The sequence below is a fragment of the Desulfobotulus alkaliphilus genome (assembly GCF_007830435.1).
Classification (GTDB): domain Bacteria; phylum Desulfobacterota; class Desulfobacteria; order Desulfobacterales; family ASO4-4; genus Desulfobotulus; species Desulfobotulus alkaliphilus.
On the sequence record NZ_VLLC01000047.1, the window covers coordinates 1 to 18,772 of the forward strand.

The window sequence follows — 18,772 nt, forward strand, 5'->3', positions numbered from 1 at the left end:
TTGAGGCTGCATAAAAGAAATTGCTTCTGTCTTGACCAAAAAGACCTTCTCCCATTCTGGTCAGGTTCGCAATATCGGCATCCGGCATACTTGCTGCTTCAAGAAAATTAACCGTATCCACCACAGACAAAGTGCTTGTGAAAGACAAATCAATTTCTCCTGCCACATCCAGAAGCTTGCCAATATTTTTTTCTGCATGGGCGGCGATGGTCAAAAAATTCGATAGATCTGCTTTCGATTGAGCTGATTGAAGGGTAAATACCTGTTCAACCAACCGCCCGATCTGGCCCTCTGCTTTAGGATGGGATACAGCCAGCAATAAACTGGATGTGTCTCGATAAGATAAAGTTGCGGACAGATCCATGATCGCAACCATATCTTTTTCTTTTGCATGATTTGTAAAAGCAATGAAGTCATAGACCACCGGCAAAGCCGGTGGCTTGAAAACATGGAACCGCTCAAAGCGGTTAAAAAACCAGGGGCCACCTAAAGGTGGCTATTCAAACAAGTCTAATTGGTCCAGACGCTTATCTTCGTTCTCCTGATTTCGGATATAATCACGAACTGTTTTCTCATCCTTACCAACGGTCGAAACATAATAGCCTCGTGCCCAAAAATGTTGTCCAGTAAAATTTTGCCTGCGTCCATGAAAGGTACGAGCTATCTGGATGGCACTCTTCCCTTTCATAAAACCCACAACCTGAGAAACCGAATACTTTGGCGGAATCGACAAAAGCATATGAACATGATCTAAGTGCAAGTGACCTTCAAAAATCTTACACTGTCTTTGAGCCGCAAGATCATGGAAAATTTTTCCAAGATGCTCACGGATTGCACCATAAATCCTCTGCTTACGATACTTGGGAATCCAGACAACATGATACTTGCAATCCCAGCGGGTGTGGCTTAAACTTTGGTTGTCGTACATAGGAAATCTCCCTTTATAGAGCTTTGAGCGGTTCTAAAAGGGAGGTTTCCTTTATAATCCCGGAAATGTCAAACTTTGGGAGTCCCCCGGCAAAGTCGGGGGTTTACCATTTTTTTATTATATCCACCGGCTTCCCCTATGGGATCCCGGCTCACCCACCTCCCCAGCGCCACCGCATAGTACCTGTAGCCGTAGTAATAGAACCCGCTTTCCCCATCAAAGTACTTCGTGGAGAACCGGAACGGATTCACATCCGCCATCCCGCCGCTGCTGGCGGTGAGTCTGCCAAAGGGGTCGTATTCATAGGCAGCGGCAAGGCTGCCATCGGAGGCCTTCACCACCTGGCCCACGTTGCCGTTGGCGTCAAAAGCGTAAAGATGGGAGCCGCCTTCTTCCACCATGGCAAGAAGCCCGCCGACACCCCCTGCACCCTGAAGGCTCTGGCTTAAGTCTAAGCCCCAGACAAAGTAGCGGCTTTCTTCTTTTCCTTCCCCAAGGCGGATTTCTTCAATGAGATTCCAGCCCTGATAAACAAAAAGGCGTTCCTCTCCTTTTACCCAATCTGTGCCGTCAAATAAATAGCTTATCTTCTGCACCCTGCGGCCCATGTAGTCATAGGCGTATTCCGTGCGGCTATCCCCCAAAACCGCCACCCTGGGTTCCGTGCGGATCAGGCGGTTTTCTGCGTTCCACACAAAAACCCTGTCCCCCATTTCCTTGAAATTCCCGTCTGCATCGTGGGTGATGGGGGCAAGACCCGTCACGGCGGTGTACTGGTTTAGGGGGTTGGTGCTGTACTCCAAGGCTTCCGGCCCAAGGGTCGCGGCCCTGCGGTTGCCCATGGGATCATAGCTGTACTCCCGGGACCTCTCGCTAAGCGCCTGATTTAAATCGCTTATATCTTCGCCCTCAAAGCTGCGGCTGGCCGTCACCTCGCTGCGGGGGTTGTAGGTATAAAGGTTAAAATTGTCCTTCACAAAGGCAAGACCCGTCTGCTGGACGTTCTCCCGCCTGCCGAGGGCGTCATGGTTGTAGGTGTAAGCCGAGATCAGACGGGTGTGGAACGCATTTTCCACACGGGTTTTCAAATTGCGATGGGGCTCGTAGGTGTAGGAGGTGATCTGGCCGCTGTCCGTCTCGTAACCGGCAATGAGGTCTGCGTTCTGAACGCGGGCATAGCGAACCTGATCCTTCTGATTCAGAACTTCCCAGTTCAGGCTCTCAAAACGACCAAACCGGTCAAAGCCATAGGATATGGCGTAGGTCTTTGAGTCAGGGCTTTGGAGACTGAACCCGGAGATCCTGCCCTTGAGGCCCGTTTCTTCGTAGCCAAGCCCAAGGCTTCTTTCATAAAGCCCTGTGATGCTTTCGGATACGGGCTGAAGGGCTGGGTTGTAGACAAGGGTTCTTGTACCCAGGCCATCGGTGATGGTTTTCTGCTGGCCGAGGCGGTTATAGGGAAAGGGAACGCCCGGCGTTGCGTCAGAATAATTTACCCCGAGAAGATCCCCCGTGGCCCCGTCGTAGGCGTAGGTGGTGACAAGATCCGCGCCTGCCTCCTGACGCGCCCAGGTGCGGGTGCGGCCTGCGGCATCGTACTGATAGGTGACGTCCCGGCCTTGGGCGTCCCGCTTGGCCAGAAGAAGGCCCGTGGCTTCGTCATAGATCCAGGAGGTGGTGTCGCCCATGGGATCTTGGGGGAACGCCTCCCCTTCAAAACCCTCACCCTCCCGGAACGTGGTCATGGAGACCATGCGGCCGAGGGCGTCATAACCATAGCGCACGGGATAGGTGGCATCCCCCCAGGTGGCGGTGAGCTGGCCTCTCATATCATAGGCGTAGCGAACGCTCTGGCCTGTGGCGTCGATGTCCTGGATTTTTCTGCCGGTTTCGTTGTCATAGATAAAGCGGGTGGTATGATCCGCCGCATCGGTCTCGCTGATGCGGCGGCCTAAGGCGTCCCAGCCAAAACTCCGCTCATGGCCGCTGGTGTCCCTATGGGTCAGGGTGAGGCCAAAACGGGACACCGTGACTTCCGCCATCGGACTGGATGGGGATTCCATATGGCGGGTTTCTGAAGCGGTGGCGGGATCCCGATGGACCCGCATGCGGGTGAGGTTGCCGTGGATATCTTGGGAGACGGATTCTGCCACACGGCCATCGGGCCCAAGGCCCGTGAGGCGGGTTCGGCTCAGGCTGGTGCGAAGGGTTTCACCTTCATCATTATAGATGCGGGTCTCGCTTTGCTCCCACCAGTCCGCCCCAAGCTTCACAAAACGGGTGTCTGTGGCTGTGATGCGGTCTTGGGAGTTTTCTTCAAGGATGCCGTTTTCATCCACATCCAGCCCCGTCATCACAAGATTGCCCAGGGTATCGTACTCATACAAAGTCGGGGCCGTGCCGGGGCTTTGGGCCTTCGCAAGGCGGCCCTTGGCATCGTAAGAAAAGCTGGTGGTCACCACGCCACCGCCAAAGCCCGGTCGCTCGGTCTTTAAGGTGCGGCCCAGAGCGTCCGCATATTCCTTTTCCCAGAGGGGGCTGTCTTTTGCGCCAAAATGGGTTTTGGACCAGGTGAACCCCTCGGGCGTGACCCCGTACGCATAGTATCGGGAAGGCCCGGCGTCGCCCGTCACCGAAAGCAGCCTGCCGTCCCTTGAGCGTGTCGTCACCTCCCTGGCCCCGCCGGGGCTGATGCGGGTAGTGGTTCTTGCCGGAACATCATACTCCCAGCGGGTCTCAAGGCCTGAGGCATCAAGGCTCCGGATCCTGCGGCCCGCACCGTCGTAAAAGCTCTTCGTGGTCTGAACAAGACCCCCCGCCTCCACCCGCTGCTCCAGCACCCTGCCTGCGGCGTCATAGGTGTATTCTGTGACGATGGCGCCGCCCAAGCCCTCCCGCTCCTCCCGGATCACCCGGTTGAGGGCATCGTGGGTGTAGATTTTTAAAACACCCAAAGCGTCCCGCTCCGAGACTTTTGTGCAGCAGGACCAGGTGGTTTCTGTGCGGCTGCCGTCGGAGCTGCGGGTATGGGTCACCCGACCCAGATCATCCAGGGTGGACACCTGCCAGCGGGCCAGATGATAGCCGCCGTCAAAGAGCTTTTCTCCGGTCATGAGGGTGCGGCCAAAGGCGTCCTTCACCCGGATCTCCACGGTGGTTTTTGAAAAGACCCCTTCTTCGGCACCTGAGATCCCGTGAATGACGGATTCTTCCACAAAGGCTCCGCCGGGATCGGCCTTAAAGGTTGGGGCAGAAAGCCCCGATCCCCCATCAAAAAATCCGCGAACGTACTTGTGGGTGCGGGTGCGGCCCTCGGGAGCAATCTCCCGAAAGAGCTTACCCGAAGCCAGTCCGCCGTCTTCTTTATGATAAATCCTCACCGTCCTGCGGTTGGCCTCATCCCCGAAGGGATTGGAGGGACTGGCGGATTCTTCCAGGATCTCCACCCTGCGGCCTTCGGCGTCCAGGGTGAACACCCGCCAGATTTTTTGGGTGAGCACCCCCTGAATGCGGATTTCTGTAAGCCGGGGGATGTCCGCATCCTCAAGCCTTTGGCTGTCCTCACTGGAGACGGGGGCGTAGCTGTGCAGGGATTCTTCCGAATCGGCTCCGTCTTCCCCGTGGGGCCGGATCTCCTTTGTGACGCGGCCCTGATCGTCCCGCTCACTGCGGGTCCATGCACCATCGGGCCGGATCACCTCCTTCACCCTGCCCGTACTGTCGTGCACATAGCGGGTGACGAGGTTGGCTCCGCCCGGATCCTGAATGCGTTCTGTGATGACACTGCGGCCTGCGATCTCGGCCCTGCGGATGCCATGGGATCTGGCCACATGCCCTTTGGCGTCGCGGGTTTTGCGGACCTCAAGCCCATCGGACGTGAGGGTCTTTTCTTCCACAAGCTCCCCATCGGCCCGGATCAGCCGCCAGGTGTTGCCAGACCTTTCGTAGCGATGCCGCCCTGTCACGCTGCCCTTGCGGACTTCCCGCAGAATGAGGCTGTCAAAGGTGCCCTCCACCTCCCAGACCACAAAGGGAGTCTCACCGGGTATGGGTTCAAAAAGCCCGTCATCACCCTGGGCTGCTGCTGCGGACGGGTGGTAAAAGCGCATCTCATAGGCTCCTGCGCCCGTCACCACAATGTCCACAAAGGTCTCAGGTGCCACCACCTGACGGGGAAGGCCCGACTCGTCCCTTAACAGATGAACATCCTTGGCCATGACAGAAACGCCAAGGGATTTGGGGCTGGCAAGGTGTAGCCCCAATGCCTCACCAAGGATAAAAAGCTCCCCTGCGGACTGACCGCCTTCGGCAAGGCCCAGGGCAAAGTGGGCTTCCACACTGGCAAGCCGGGCCGCTCCGCCGCCGGGCTGATCCCGGTTCTCGCAGGCCGTTCCCTCGCAGGGCGTGCATGGAGCACAGCCCACATGCACCAAAGCCTCCCGGAACCGCTCCGGCATTTTTTCATCCGTGGCCCGGATCAAAATCCAGCCGTCTTCCGTGTTGTCATCGGCAGCAATCCGGCCTGTTTCTGGATCAAGGGTCACATGAACACCCTTTTTGGCCGCACGAAGACTCCAGCGCACCTTGCGGTCTTTGGGCAGGGTGACGGCTTTGCCCGTGGCCGTGGCTCCCGGAGCAATGGCCTGATTTTTTAAGCCTTTGCCGTTATCAATCTCGATATAGGGCATGAGAACCGTGGCGTACTCCCATAGCACGTTGGCCGCGTCCCGGTTCTGGTAAAGCCGTAAGGTGACAAGCTCCTCTGGGGTGAGGGAAGCCAGATCCGGCGCGTTTTGAAACTTCAAGGTCTGGGCCCTGATCTCCCCGCCCTGCAGCTGAACCGTGGCCTTTACCTCCTGACCCCCAAAAGAAAAGACCATCTCTCCCGTCTGACCGAAAAGGGGCAGCGGGTTAAGCTCCGAGGCAACCAGGGTGTACAGGAGATCACTTTTTAAAAGATTGAAAAGGTTCCCTTCCTCACAGACAAGGGCGCCATCCAGCACAGGGCCTGCGGGGGGTGTTGGCTCTTCCTTCTCCGGCTCCTTCTCCGGCTCCTCGACCTTAAGATCCAGAAGAGAAAACTGCATCTCGGGCCGGTACACCCAGTGGTAAATGGGTTTTATTTCTGGGAGGGGGACGCCCTCTTTTTTCATGCGGAGGCTGCGGAGCCGCTCGGCCTCCCGCGTTGCTGCCCGGTCAAAGACGGGCACAAGGATGGGAACAAAGGTTTTTGGGCGATAGCCCAGAAGATCCGCAGGGTTCTCAAGTCCGCCCTGGGAGCTGAACTCGGAAGAAAAATCCGGGCTGGCTCCCACCACACCCTCAGGGGGCAGAGGACTCACGTGGATGTAAAAATGGGCGGCATCAATACCTTCTTCGGGAAGCTTCAGGACCTGCACCTGACGGCCGGGACGGATACGAAACTGCCGGATCTCTCCGCCCAGGCTGCCCGGCGCCACCACACGGGCAAGGCGTCCCGTGAACCCCGGAAGATCATCGGGAAGGGGGCCGCCGTCGGCGTCCATCCAGAGGGTGCTGATCTCAAGGAAGGTGTCGCTGGTAAGCCCTGCGCCTTCAAAGCCGATGAACTGATCGCGGATCTCGCCCTGGTCTGCGCCGTGGCTCACAGCATGCACCCGCCGCACCTGGACTTTGAGGTTGGGCGGCGTGAGGGCGATGGTGGGGGTCTGGGTACTGATGAGCCCGGACTGGGTGCCTTCGCCGATGGTGGTCACGGCCGAGCCCATGTAGCCCGTGGCCCGGTTGATGAGATAGACGCGCACGGCTTCGCCGGGGCGGAGGTGGTCGGCCCAGAATCCCTGCAGGGCCGGGTTCAGCCTCTCCTTCTGCCAGATGGACATGGCATTGCCCCCATGGCGGAAGGCAAAATCTCCAGGCCCCCGGTAGAGCATGCGGTAGGAGAGCGCGGCCTTGTCCTCGCTGATCAGGCTGCCCGCTTGAAGCCCCCTGGATGCCATGATCTGCATGCCGCTGGACGCCCGGTAGATGTGGGTGTCTATCTTTTCTGCATCCCCGGCAGAAATGGCAGAGACAAGGCCTTCATCCTTGAGGTTCAGGAAGGTGTCTCCAAAACGCTCAAGATCCGGCGTATCCTTGTTTTCTTCGGTCTTGCCTTCAAACCAGATACGCACAAGGCCCGTGGCAGGATCCAGCTCCGCGGTGTCCGGTCTGCCGTCTCCGTTAAAATCCAGGTGGGCGGGAAGCACCCAGCCGGAACTGGCTTTGGCGCTGCGCCGGGTCTTTTCTCCAAGGGGCAGCACCGGGCCGCCCACCCTTTCATGCAAAAAAGCCCTGCCCGTGATGGCTGCCACATCCACGGTAAGGTTCACGTTTCTGTGAAAACTCTGGTTGATCCCCGCATCCATCTGCGCCGCAGCCATCTGGCCCATGGCTGCCCCAAGGCTGGTTGGCATGCCAAAGGCTGCGGAACCGCCGGAGCACATATCAAAAATGGGCCGCTGCACAAAGTAGTGCCCAACGGGTCTGGGCCGCTTGGGATTGAACTCCTGGTAGAGAAGCTGACCAAAGACAAAGTGATCCAGGTTGTAAGAAAAGCCCGGACAGGGTGGCAGATGGTACATGAGCTGAAAGTGGCCATCCTCGCGGGTGAATTTGCCACTTCTCCAGTCTCCGCCTGCGCTCACAAAAGCCCCGGACACAGGACCCCAGAGGGTATCGCCCTGCCTATACCCCCCAAGGGCCTGCCCGCCGGGCGTACCGTCGGCCTGACTGTAAAACCCGGAAAGATACCCGATGTTCCCGATGGAAGCGTGAAGAAGGGAGCCCTTGTCATCCAGAAGCACGGAGCGGATCTCTTCCCCAAGATCCCGCACGTCCTTAAGATTTAAAGGGGATTCATGGAGAAGGGGTTTCATGCCGGGAGAAAGGGCCGAAGGGGCAATGCGCAGGATGCTTTTTGTGTCCGGATGAAAAGAAACTCCGAGAAGAACCAGGGGAAGATTTTCTATGGATACGGGAAGGGAGGTGCTGGTCAGGGCGTCCCGGAACGCCGCCACCCGCTGACTGTATTCTGAAGCGGCCATGGCTCGGGCATCCCGGTAGCGGTCTGTGGCAGGACCGATTTTTTCAAGAACCTCGCCATTGGAACCATAGGCCACCCAGACCGGTGCGCCGTCCTCAAGGATCAGCCCGCGGGTACCCACGGCGCCGGAAACAAAACGTGGGTTTAAGCCCCAGTCTGCAAAGGCAGGAGCCGGAACCGCAGAAAGCCAGAGCCCCCAGAAAAAGGCCGTGAGAAGAAGACTTCTGATGAAAAGTCCCCTGATAAAGAGAGAAGCCTCGCCAGTCACCCGGTTCTGCGGAGCGTTTAAGAATGTTTTCATGAAAATCAATCCCGTATTGGTGAACATCTTTTTTATATTCTGTACGGCCATTTTTGACACATCGGACATCATCAGGCTTTTTCAAGGCTTTCTGCCCTCACCCCCGGCCCCTCTCCCAAAGGGAGAAAACAGGACCTGCCCCACAAAAAAACTCATTCTTCCGTACCGGCAGCGCCTGCCCCCAGCCTTCCCAGAAGATCGGCAAGATGCAGAAGTCCCTCCCCATAGGCCTTCAGAAGATCCTGGGCACCTTCTTCCACAAAGGCATATCCTAAGGCATCCAGCCTGCGAAGCTCCAGCCGCTCCGAGCGCACCCGCCTGGCCTCCCGATCCACAAGACCCACACCTGCGGGTTTCAGACTGCCCGTATCCGGATCAAAACCCACCAGCACCACCCGATCCCCAACGGCTTCCACATAATCATGGGAGCCGTAAAGGGCGGGCATATGAAAAGAAAGCCCCACAGGCCCTTCCACCTCCAAAGGACCTGGCGTCAGCATGTACATCCAGGATGGCATGACACTGTCCATGGGCCAGGGGATTTCTTCATACTCAAGGAACACGGCGGTCACGGGCTTTTTATCCCGGCCGTCCCCAAAAAAGAGGCGGGCATCTTCAAGATCCAGCACAAGCTCCCCGTGATCCAGGCTCACATCCCCCATACCCGAACCCAGAAGAACCATGGGAAGATCCCCGCGGATCACGGGAATGCGGAACATGCCCGCACGGTTCATCTCCCCTCCCGCCACATGCACCCTGCGCTCAAGGCTGCCAAGGCCCGGATGCTCCATACCCGGATTCACCTCAAGACGGTAAGTGCCGGGAACAAGACTGTCTTCAGCTCTGTCCCCAAAGCCGAACCCGAAACTGCCCTCCTTGTCCGTCACTACGCTTAAGTCCGGTTTTGCAAGCCGCACCCTTACCCCGGCAAGGGGCGTCATGCGGGTATCCGTCACAAAACCCTGAAGAAAGGTGGGAAGGGGACGCACGGTAAAGACATTGCGGAGAATTTCTTCGCCCTGATACCGCACCGTCACATGCACGGTGGCTCCCCAGGCAAAATCCCGCTCCGGATAAAAGGCCGCAAGGGTCTTCTCCGGGAACCAGGAAAGCCCGCCCGGTACAGGTTCCCTCTCCCGATTCACCCTCTCCATGGGGATCTCCCCCATCTCCTCTATGCCCCGGCCGGGTTCGGTTTCTTTATAGTTTAAGGTGTGGGCCGTTTCTTCAAGCACAACTTCCAGTGCATCCGGATTAATCATCCGGTTAAAGGAGAGACTCACAAAGGCGCCAGGCGCCACGCCCGTCTCCCCCTCCCCCGGTCTGAGCTCAAGGCTTAAGGGAAGGGTGGCTTCATCCTGGATCTGAAAGCTGGATCGGGTTCGACCCAGAACCCGGCCTTCGGCATTCAGCACCTCCAGCTCCAGAGAATGGGAACCCGGGGCTCCGTCCAGCACAAGCCCAGCCCTGCCGGTGGTGCCGCTGAAGGCAAGATCCGGAACCAGGATTCCGTCCAGCTTCAGGGCTACCCGGTCTTCCGGCTCAAGATCCGGAACCCGGCAGATCAGAGGCAGGGTGAGGAGCCTTTGCCCTGTGACCAGAACAGCCCCGTCCTGAGGTGAGAGAATCTCAGGCCTTCTGGCTGCCATAAACAGCAGACCCAGCAGTTTTTCTGTGCGGTTACCCGCCCTGTCCCAGGCCACAAGGCGCAAGGTGTTCTCCACCCCCGGATTTAAATCGAGACCCGTGGCAAAGGACCAGACCCCTTCGCCCGCAGGGCTTAAGGCCAGAGGACTTTGCCCTATGCGCAGACCGCCGGGATGGGGTTCCAGGATCCGGCCGGACAGCATCCAGCCCTGCTCCACAATCTCGTTCATCTCCGGATAAGCCCGCAGATCCCCGTCAAGGAGAATCTCCGGTGCGGTCTTATCCTGCATCACCGTCCACTCCAGGCTGGATTCCACATCAAGGCCGCTTTGCGCACGGACATGCACGGGATGGGCAAACCCCTCCTCTCCCAGGTGAACCGTGTGTTGAAAATGCAGGGCCTCAGCCGATCCGCCCGTCCGGGCCGGACTGCCGTTCACCCAGACCCCCTTCACCCCATCCGGACTGTACACCGTGCCCCGCACCTGCACCCTGTCCTCCTGCACCATGGCGTTTTTCTGAGGATGACGGATCTCAATCCGGGGCGGCCCGCCCTCCCCTGCGGGGACAAAGCGGTGAACGCCACTGCGCAGCATCACCCCGCCATGATCCGTACGCACTTCCAGGTCAAAATAGTTCGGCCCTTCCACAAGAAAGAGCTCTTCAAACACAAAGGGGTGAACCCCGCCCTGACCTGCAGGCCTGTACTCCCAGGGTCCGCCCCTTCCATGGAGCACCAGGGTCAAAGCCTCCCCGGGAAGATCCGTGTCCACTTCCCCTTCCACCTTAAGTTTTTCTGTGAACACCCGCTCTCCGGCCCCAGGCCGCAGCAGACGGATCCGCGGCTTCAGGGGAGAGCGGTTGTCCACCCTGCGCTCCACACGGGTCTCATTGCCCGCAGGATCCATCACTTTGAAGGTGATACGGTTGTCTCCGAAAGCCAGGGGAAGTTCCGCCACAAAATCCCCTTCTGCCTCTCCGGGAAGCAGGGCAAAGTCTGTGTCATACCGATCCGAATGCGCCTTCATGCTGTGCACCCCCGTATCGTCGGACACCCGGCCTGTGAATACATGAAAAAGCGCTTCTGTTACCGCGTGCTCCGGGCCGTCCACCTGTACAAGAGGCGCAAGCGTATCCTGCACCAGAGAAAAGGAAAATCGGGAGAGCCTGTTCCCGCTGCTGTCCCAAACCGATACCCGCCAGGCTCCCAGAGCGGGAAGCGCCAGAGAAAAACCCGAGCCGCTGCCCGCAGAAACAAGCGCATGCTCCCCGGATACGGCCCTGATCTTCATCTCCCCCTCCAAAGCCAGAACCGATGCACTCAGGGTCACAGGCAGCCCCACTCCCGCATTCAGGGCCCAGTCCCCCGTCTTGTTCCGCGTGCAGCCCCCAAGGCTGAAGGCATCGGGCGCATGGGCCTCCACCCTTGCCCCAGGTGACCAGGGGCCGGGCAGCTCCAGCAGCCCACCGCTCAGGGGATCGGCCAGCACACGGATTCCCCGCACCCGGTAATGCCACTTTGTAAACGCCGCGCTCAGATCATCCAAAATCTGACATTCCCGGCCTTTCCCCAGAATCTCCCCACCCGCTTCCGTCTCACTCCGGCTGAGCTCATAGGCCTCAAAATCCTCACACGGCCAGGAAATCTTCACATGGGGATCCTGCCAATCCAGATCCGGACGGGAAAGAGTCGTGGCGTTCCAGGCGGCAAAAACCTTCACCCCATCCGACGGACGCCCCGGCTGCAGCCTGCGATCCACAGCCACCACGGCGTACTCGTACACCACGCCATGGGTTACACTGCGGTCCACATACAAGCGCGTATCTCCGGGCAACAGCACAGAAGAGAGATTCAGGGCCTCAGCCTGGCCCTGAGCCTTCCGGTAGATCCAGTATCCCGCCAGATCCTTATGCGCCACAGGTGTCCAGGTGAGCCGCACTCCGGGCTCCGTGCGCAGGGCCTCGGCCTTGAAGTTCTCCACCGCAGGAAGCCTGCATCCTGTCAGCACCAGAATCAGAAGAAAAAAAACGCCCCAGCGTAGCCCGCCAGCTTCCAGCCTGCCCATGCTCCCCATCCTCCTGCCTCTCCCCATCAAACCCATCTATCCATCCTTGCGGGCATGGCGGATATCCGCCCTGTCCATGGCCTTCGTCTGGATCAGGCTCTCCAGCCCCGACCTTGAAAGCGCCTTCCCATCCACCCGCGCGATGACATCCTCCCCACCGCAGCCCCACAGGGAAACAAAAAACACTTTTTCATTCCCGACAAAATCATTTTTCTGCTATGGTTTTTTCATGAAAAATGAACACAATCCCCACGATACGGGATACAAACTCTTTTTTTCTCATCCGGAAATGGTTCGGGATCTTCTCTGCGGTTTTGTGAAAGAAGACTGGGTTCATGAAATTGACCTCAATACCCTGGAACCGGTTTCTACGACCTACATCACCGAAGACATGCGTTCACGCCACAGCGACACCATATGGCGGGTACGGTTCAGGGGAAAATGGCTCTACCTCTATCTGCTGCTTGAGTTTCAGTCATCGGATGACTACTTTATGGGCGTACGCCTCATGGTGTATGTCGGTCTGCTCTATCAGGACATCATCCGTACCCAGAACCTTAAACGGGGCGACACCCTACCACCCGTTGTCCCCATGGTGATCTACAACGGCAGGGGAGCATGGCAGACTCCCCTTGATATCAAGGAGCTGATCCACCCCGTTCAGGATTCTTTAAAACCCTTTATCCCCAGTTTCAGATACTGGCTTCTTGATGAAAACCGGATCAGCAAGGCGGAGCTGGGAGGCGTGGATCTCAATCTTGTGCGGGAACTGATCGCCTTTGAGATGTGTACGACACCCGAAGAAATTCGAGCACGCATTGCAGATCTGATCCAAAAACTTGAGTCTGATGAATACAGAAATATCCAGCGCATCTTTGCCATATGGCTCAGCCGCCTGCTCAGGACGCGGTTCAAAAAAGATGCCGTACCCGAATACCATGCACTCACGGAGGTGGAAGCCATGCTCGCTGAAAAAATGACCGAATGGACAGAAGAGTGGGAGAAAAAAGGCCATCTCAAAGGCAAGATGGAAGAACGTATGGAAACCATCAAAAAACTCCGTACGGAAAAATTCCAGACTCTTATGCGCCTTTACAATTTCAACATAAGCCCCGACAAAATTGCCGCCGCTGTCAACCTGCCTTTGGAAAAAGTGAATCAAATCATCGCATTGGGAGAGAGGGGCATGGATCTGATTCAAGCTCAAGATCTGGGCCTGACAGACATCATTGAAGAGCAGATCAAAACAGAAACGCCCTGATGCCATGTGTTAATTTTCTGATGCTTTCTGCCTTGCGGATACAACTTAATAAAAAAATAGTAAACCCCCGGCTCTGCCGGGGGACTCCCAAAGTTTGACATTTCCGGGAATAGAAAGGAAGTCTTCCACCCAGAACCGCTCAAAGTTCATGAGGTGGAGACTTCCTATGTATGACGATCAAAGCTTAAGCCACACCCGCTGGGATTACAAGTACCACGTTGTATGGATCCCGAAATACCGTAAACAGAAGATTTATGGATCAATTCGAAAGTACCTTGGTAAGATTTTGCATGATCTTGCAGGCCAAAAGCAGTGTCGGATTTTGGAAGGGCATCTGCATTCAGATCATGTGCATATGCTTTTGTCGATACCGCCAAAGTATTCGGTTTCTCAAGTAGTAGGATTTTTGAAAGGCAAAAGTGCGATTCAGATAGCGCGAAATTTTCAGGGCAGAAAGCAAAACTTTACCGGACAGCATTTTTGGTCAAGAGGCTACTATGTATCTACAGTTGGCAAGGACGAGAACATAGTCCGTGAATATATCCGGAATCAGGAGCGCGAAGACAAACGTCTGGATCAGCTGAACTTGTTTGGGTAGCCACCTTTAGGTGGCTCCAGGTTTTTTAACCGCTTTGAGCGGTTCCATGTTTTCAGGCCACCGGCTTTGCCGGTGGTATTTGACTCCGCAACATTCTTGCCCATCAAAAAGCAGAAATATAATGGAAAAAATCATTTCCTTGTTTTTTAAAATCATATCCTTAAATCTTGTCCTCATTATTTTAGTATCCTGCTCTTCCTTGCAGGCTTTTAACCCTGTATCTGTTTTAGATAAACTCTTTCCGCCAACCATATATGAAGAGATAAGGGACTTCAGGCCCGGTGAAGGCTCCTTCTCTTCCAATGAACCGAGAATTACCAACTCTCTGGGAATGACTTTTGTAAGAATACCGGCAGGAACATTCTGGATGGGATCTCCCCATGATGAGCCAGCCCGATATGACAATGAAGAACTCCACCAGGTAGAAATCACCATGGATTTTTATATCATGACAACGGAAGTCACCCAGGCACAGTGGGAGGCCGTCATGGGCAACAATCCTTCTTATTTTAAAGACTGCGGCCCTGATTGCCCTGTGGAGCAGGTATCATGGGAAGACGTTCATGTTTTCATCCAAAAGCTTAACAAGATGGACAAAACCCTCGTGGTACGCCTGCCTACAGAAGCAGAATGGGAGTATGCCGCCCGCGCTGGCACAAATACTCCCTTTGCTTTTGGCCCCTGCCTTTCCACGAATCAGGCCAATTATGCAGGTGGCCTGCCCATGTCAGGCTGCCCCACAGGAAAAAACCGCAAGACCCCAATCAAAACAGCTTCACTGGAGCCCAATGCATGGGGCCTCTATGACATGCACGGCAATGTGTGGGAATGGGTGATGGATATCTACAGAGAAGATTATGAAAACCTGCCCCGCGTTAATCCCTTCAATACAAAAGGCTCGGGAGTTATCGTCCGGGGTGGCAGTTGGAGCAATTATGCAGGTAACTGCCGCTCTGCCAATCGAATAACAGAATGGACCGGTAAGCGTAGCAAAACCCTGGGTTTTCGTCTTGCAGGACAATGAAAAATCTTTTTAGGACACGAATGCATCACCAGTCCGGCTCCCAATCGACTTTTCCTGCTTTGATGGGTATATGTTTTTTCGGTCTTGGAAATATAAGCTGATCTGAAAAAGATCCCATGGATACGATCACAATACTCCCGTCTGCTTCTATAAATCCCTCTGAATATATATAATGCCCCCCCTCACCACCGCTATATTGTTCAATCAGAATCTGTGGTCCTTCCACACGATAATACCCAATACCTCCACCGAACTTCGAGTTTATTGTTTCTAAATCATCATAATCTTCAACACCTTTTCCCCAGACATGCCCAGATGCCCAATACCTACGTATAACATACCCTGGATAAACCCCATAATTTCCAAAATCTTCGACATAAATACAGTCATAGCAAATCAGACCCTCTGGGTCTGGATTGTCTGTTTTTAAAGTCCAGTTTGGCCAGCGGGGCACAGCACGGCCATAGGCATCCCGTTTTGCAGGAAGGGCACAAGCAGAAAAAAGACATATAAACAAAACCACCATACAGATCCCCCTCCACATTACCATCTGCCCCCTCCTTCAATCTCAACAAACCCCCTTCCCTGGTCTGTTTGTTCAAAAAGAGGTACATCATTAAATTTAAGTCTATGAACAAAATTCTGAGCCCAATGGGAGCCACTGGCTCCCAACCTATAGGTCTGCCCATTTTGAGTAACTCCAGCAAATGTATCGCTACGATTTAAATCCTTGCCTGTTTCGGTTTGATCATAAAAATGCTTAGAAGTTTTATTCGGATTAAGATGATCACGAGGAATCCCAGTAAATTGTTCATTTCCAAAATGCACGATTGCCCCATTTTTCAACTTCACATGAAGAATGGCTTTGGCTGTCCTCCCCTCATCAGTACCTTTACCAAGAGGCAAGAAGGGATATTTTCCTTGATCATTTTGATAATCAAAGGCCCAGTCCGATCCCCTTGCTGCAAAAATATGATGGGAGGTCCATCTACTTGTCCCAGCATTCATGGCATAGCCCCCACCCCAGGTTCCTGAGTTTTTAAAGTTATCCGGAAAAGCAGAATGGGTGTTGCGGCTGATCAGGGTTACGGGCAAATCATGGCCTACCCCATCTCCGTGGGTCACCCGTAAAAAACCGGCTAACTCATACCCATTACCACGCGAGTTATTGGATGTCCCCATACCACCGCTGTATGCATCCACACTGAAATCTGCTGTGATTCTAAGGTTCTCTGTACATTTTGCCTGACCGCTCACAACAATGCTGATTTTTGGAATCATCATCCCACCGGACTCAACCCCCAATGTAAAGTTAATCATGGCACGGAACTCAATCTCCGTAAGCCCGAGAAGATCTACCCAATTAAGGCCATCATTCCCCACAAACCCATAAAGATTAATCCCCCCCTCTTCCTCGATGGGATCTCGACTAATCCACCTCCCCAGCTCCACCGCATAATACCTGTAGCCGTAGTAATAGAACCCGCTTTCCCCATCAAAGTACTTCGTGGAGAACCGGAACGGGTTTACCTCCGCCATCCCGCCGCTGCTGGCGGTGAGCCTGCCAAAGGGGTCGTATTCATAGGCAGCGGCAAGGCTGCCATCGGAGGTCTTCACCACCTGGCCCACGTTGCCGTTAGCGTCAAAAGTGTAGAGATGGGAGCCGCCTTCTTCCACCATGGCAAGAAGCCCGCCAACACCCCCTGCGCCCTGAAGACTCTGGCTTAGGTCCAGCCCCCAGACAAAGTAGCGGCTTTCTTCTTTTCCTTCCCCAAGGCGGATTTCTTCGATGAGATTCCAACCCTGATAGACAAAAAGGCGTTCCTCTTCTTTTACCCAGTCTGTGCCGTCAAATAAATAGCTTATCTTCTGCACCCTGCGGCCCATGTAGTCATAGGCGTATTCCGTGCGGCTATCTCCAGCAGCCGCCGCCTTGGGTTCCGTGCGGATCAGGCGGTTTTCCGCGTTCCACACAAAAACCCTGTCCCCCATTTCCTTGAAATTCCCGTCCGCATCGTGGGTGATGGAGGCAAGGCCCGTCACGGCGGTGTACTGGTTTAGGGGGTTGCTGCTGTACTCCAGAGCTTCCGGCCCCAGGGTCGCGGCCCTGCGGTTGCCCATGGGATCATAGCTGTATTCCCGGAACCTCTCGCTAAGAGCCTGATTTAAATCGCTTATGTCTTCGCCCTCAAAGCTGCGGCTGGCCGTCACCTCGCTGCGGGGGTTGTAGGTATAAAGGTTAAAATTATCCTTCACAAAGGCAAGACCCGTCTGCCGGACGTTCTCCCGCCTGCCAAGGGCGTCATGGCCGTAGGTATAGGCCGAGATCAGACGGGTGTGGAACGCATTTTCCACACGGGTTTTTAAGTTGCGGTGGGCTTCGTAGGTGTAGGAGGTGATCTGTCCGCTGTCCGTCTCGTAACCGGCAATGAGGTCTGCGTTCTGAACGCGGGTGTAGCGAACCTGATCCTTCTGATTCAAAACTTCCCAGTTCAGGCTCTCAAAGCGGCCGAACCGGTCAAAGCCATAGGATATGGCGTAGGTCTTTGAGTCAGGGCTTTGGAGACTGAACCCGGAGATCCTGCCCTTAAGGCCCATTTCTTCATAGCCAAGCGCAAGGCTTCTTTCATAAAGCCCTGTGATGCTTTCGGATACGGGCTGAAGGGCTGGGTTGTAGAAAAGGGTTCTTGTACCCAGGCCATCGGTGATGGTTTTCTGCTGGCCAAGGCGGTTGTAGGTGAAGGTAACGCCCGGCGTTGCGTCAGAATAATTTACCCCGAGAAGATCCCCCGTGGCCCCGTCGTAGGCGTAAGTGGTGACAAGATCCGCGCCTGCCTCCTGACGCGCCCAGGTGCGGGAGCTCATGCGGCCTGCGGCGTCATACTGATAGGTGACGTCCCGGCCTTCGGCGTCCCGCTTGGCCAGAAGAAGACCCGTGGCTTCGTCATAGATCCAGGAGGTGGTGTCGCCATTAGGATCTTGGGGGAACGCCTCCCCTTCAAAGCCCTCCCCTTCCCGGAACGTGGTCATGGAGACCATGCGGCCGAGGGCGTCATAGCCATAGCGCACGGGATAGGTGGCATCCCCCCAGGTGGCGGTGAGCTGGCCTCTCATATCATAGGCGTAGCGAACGCTCTGGCCTTTGGCATCAATCTCCTGGATTTTTCTGCCGGTTTCATTGTCATAAACAAAGCGGGTGGTATGATCCGCCGCATCGGTCACCGAGGCCAGACGGCCCTTTTCATCATAGGCAAAGCGGGTGATGCCCGTCCGGGGATCGGTCTCGCTGATGCGGCGACCTAAGGCGTCCCAGCCAAAGCGCCGTTCATGGCCGCTGGTGTCCCTATGCGTAAGAGTAAGGCCAAAGCGGGACACCGTGACTTCCGCCATCGGACTGGATGGGGATTCCATATGGCGGGTTTCTGAAGCGGTGGAACGATCCCGGTGCACCCGCATGCGGGTGAGGTTGCCGTGGATATCTTCGGAGACGGATTCTGCCACGCGGCCATCAGGCCCCAGGCCCGTGAGGCGGGTTCGGCTCAAACTTGTGCGAAGGGTTTCACCTTCATCATTATATCCTAAATTCCCGATAAATTATACACCTACAAACGTTATACAAAGTGCTAAAATTGGATGTATGGCTTTGAGATTAAAGTTTTTATTTGTTGTTTTTGGCTAAAAATAATTTTCAAAAATTTTAAAAAACTGCTAGTTTTGCCCCCTTGAAGGTATAATAGCATCTTACTACAAAGGGGGCGATATGGCTTGTATTGTGAAGCAAAAAGTTGGAAACAATACTTATCTATATGAATCAACTTCCTATCGTAATAGTGAAGGAAAACCCAGAAATAAAAGATGTCTTATCGGAAAAATTAATCGTGAGA

General features: G+C 55.3%; 10 protein-coding genes. 3 read left to right on the forward strand and 7 right to left on the reverse strand.

Annotation, left to right across the window (positions count from 1 at the left end):
- From LZ24_RS15850 to LZ24_RS17385, 5 genes are all read right to left on the reverse strand, one after another.
- The coding region (locus LZ24_RS15850; RefSeq protein ID WP_144686699.1) for a hypothetical protein at positions 1-376 on the reverse strand (376 nt) is incomplete at its 3' end.
- A gap of 120 nt (positions 377-496) precedes the next feature.
- Complete coding sequence (gene tnpA, locus LZ24_RS15855; RefSeq protein WP_144686700.1) at positions 497-928, reverse strand: IS200/IS605 family transposase; 432 nt, start codon at positions 926-928, stop codon at positions 497-499.
- Positions 929-996: 68 nt separating this feature from the next.
- Entirely contained in the window at positions 997-8,292 is a 7,296-nt protein-coding gene (locus tag LZ24_RS15860; protein WP_186443207.1) for an RHS repeat domain-containing protein, read from the reverse strand.
- A gap of 152 nt (positions 8,293-8,444) precedes the next feature.
- Positions 8,445-12,041: a carboxypeptidase-like regulatory domain-containing protein gene (locus tag LZ24_RS15865; RefSeq protein ID WP_222427676.1), complete on the reverse strand. Its 3,597-nt coding sequence runs from the start codon at positions 12,039-12,041 to the stop codon at positions 8,445-8,447.
- Positions 12,042-12,191, reverse strand: coding sequence for a hypothetical protein (locus LZ24_RS17385; RefSeq protein WP_186443208.1), 150 nt, complete (start codon positions 12,189-12,191; stop codon positions 12,042-12,044).
- A 43-nt stretch (positions 12,192-12,234) separates the two neighbouring features.
- Here LZ24_RS17385 and LZ24_RS15870 point away from each other — a divergent pair, with 43 nt between their 5' ends.
- From LZ24_RS15870 to LZ24_RS15880, 3 genes are all read left to right on the forward strand, one after another.
- On the forward strand, positions 12,235-13,266 hold the full coding sequence (locus tag LZ24_RS15870; protein ID WP_186443209.1) for an Rpn family recombination-promoting nuclease/putative transposase: 1,032 nt from the start codon (positions 12,235-12,237) through the stop codon (positions 13,264-13,266).
- Between the two features lie 166 nt (positions 13,267-13,432).
- Positions 13,433-13,864, forward strand: coding sequence for an IS200/IS605 family transposase (gene tnpA, locus LZ24_RS15875; RefSeq protein WP_144686704.1), 432 nt, complete (start codon positions 13,433-13,435; stop codon positions 13,862-13,864).
- Positions 13,865-13,985: 121 nt separating this feature from the next.
- Complete coding sequence (locus LZ24_RS15880; protein ID WP_186443210.1) at positions 13,986-14,888, forward strand: formylglycine-generating enzyme family protein; 903 nt, start codon at positions 13,986-13,988, stop codon at positions 14,886-14,888.
- Positions 14,889-14,913: 25 nt separating this feature from the next.
- On the opposite strand, the gene LZ24_RS15885 is transcribed toward LZ24_RS15880, so the two are convergent.
- Both LZ24_RS15885 and LZ24_RS15890 read right to left on the reverse strand, forming a co-directional pair.
- A complete protein-coding gene (locus tag LZ24_RS15885; RefSeq protein ID WP_144686706.1) occupies positions 14,914-15,438 on the reverse strand; it encodes a hypothetical protein in 525 nt (174 codons plus the stop codon).
- The gene (locus LZ24_RS15890) at positions 15,432-18,389 is read right to left on the reverse strand and encodes an RHS repeat domain-containing protein (RefSeq protein WP_144686707.1); all 2,958 of its coding nucleotides are present in this window, start codon (positions 18,387-18,389) and stop codon (positions 15,432-15,434) included. The genes LZ24_RS15885 and LZ24_RS15890 overlap by 7 nt, the downstream gene beginning before the upstream one ends.
- Positions 18,390-18,772 lie beyond the last annotated feature (383 nt).

Coding starts and splice junctions, on each gene's coding strand:
- LZ24_RS15885 (WP_144686706.1), bottom strand. CDS start 15,438: ATGGTAATGTGGAGGGGGATCTGTATGGTGGTTTTGTTTATATGTCTT.
- LZ24_RS15860 (WP_186443207.1), bottom strand. CDS start 8,292: ATGAAAACATTCTTAAACGCTCCGCAGAACCGGGTGACTGGCGAGGCT.
- tnpA (WP_144686700.1), bottom strand. CDS start 928: ATGTACGACAACCAAAGTTTAAGCCACACCCGCTGGGATTGCAAGTAT.
- tnpA (WP_144686704.1), top strand. CDS start 13,433: ATGTATGACGATCAAAGCTTAAGCCACACCCGCTGGGATTACAAGTAC.
- LZ24_RS15865 (WP_222427676.1), bottom strand. CDS start 12,041: ATGGGTTTGATGGGGAGAGGCAGGAGGATGGGGAGCATGGGCAGGCTG.
- LZ24_RS15880 (WP_186443210.1), top strand. CDS start 13,986: ATGGAAAAAATCATTTCCTTGTTTTTTAAAATCATATCCTTAAATCTT.
- LZ24_RS15870 (WP_186443209.1), top strand. CDS start 12,235: ATGAAAAATGAACACAATCCCCACGATACGGGATACAAACTCTTTTTT.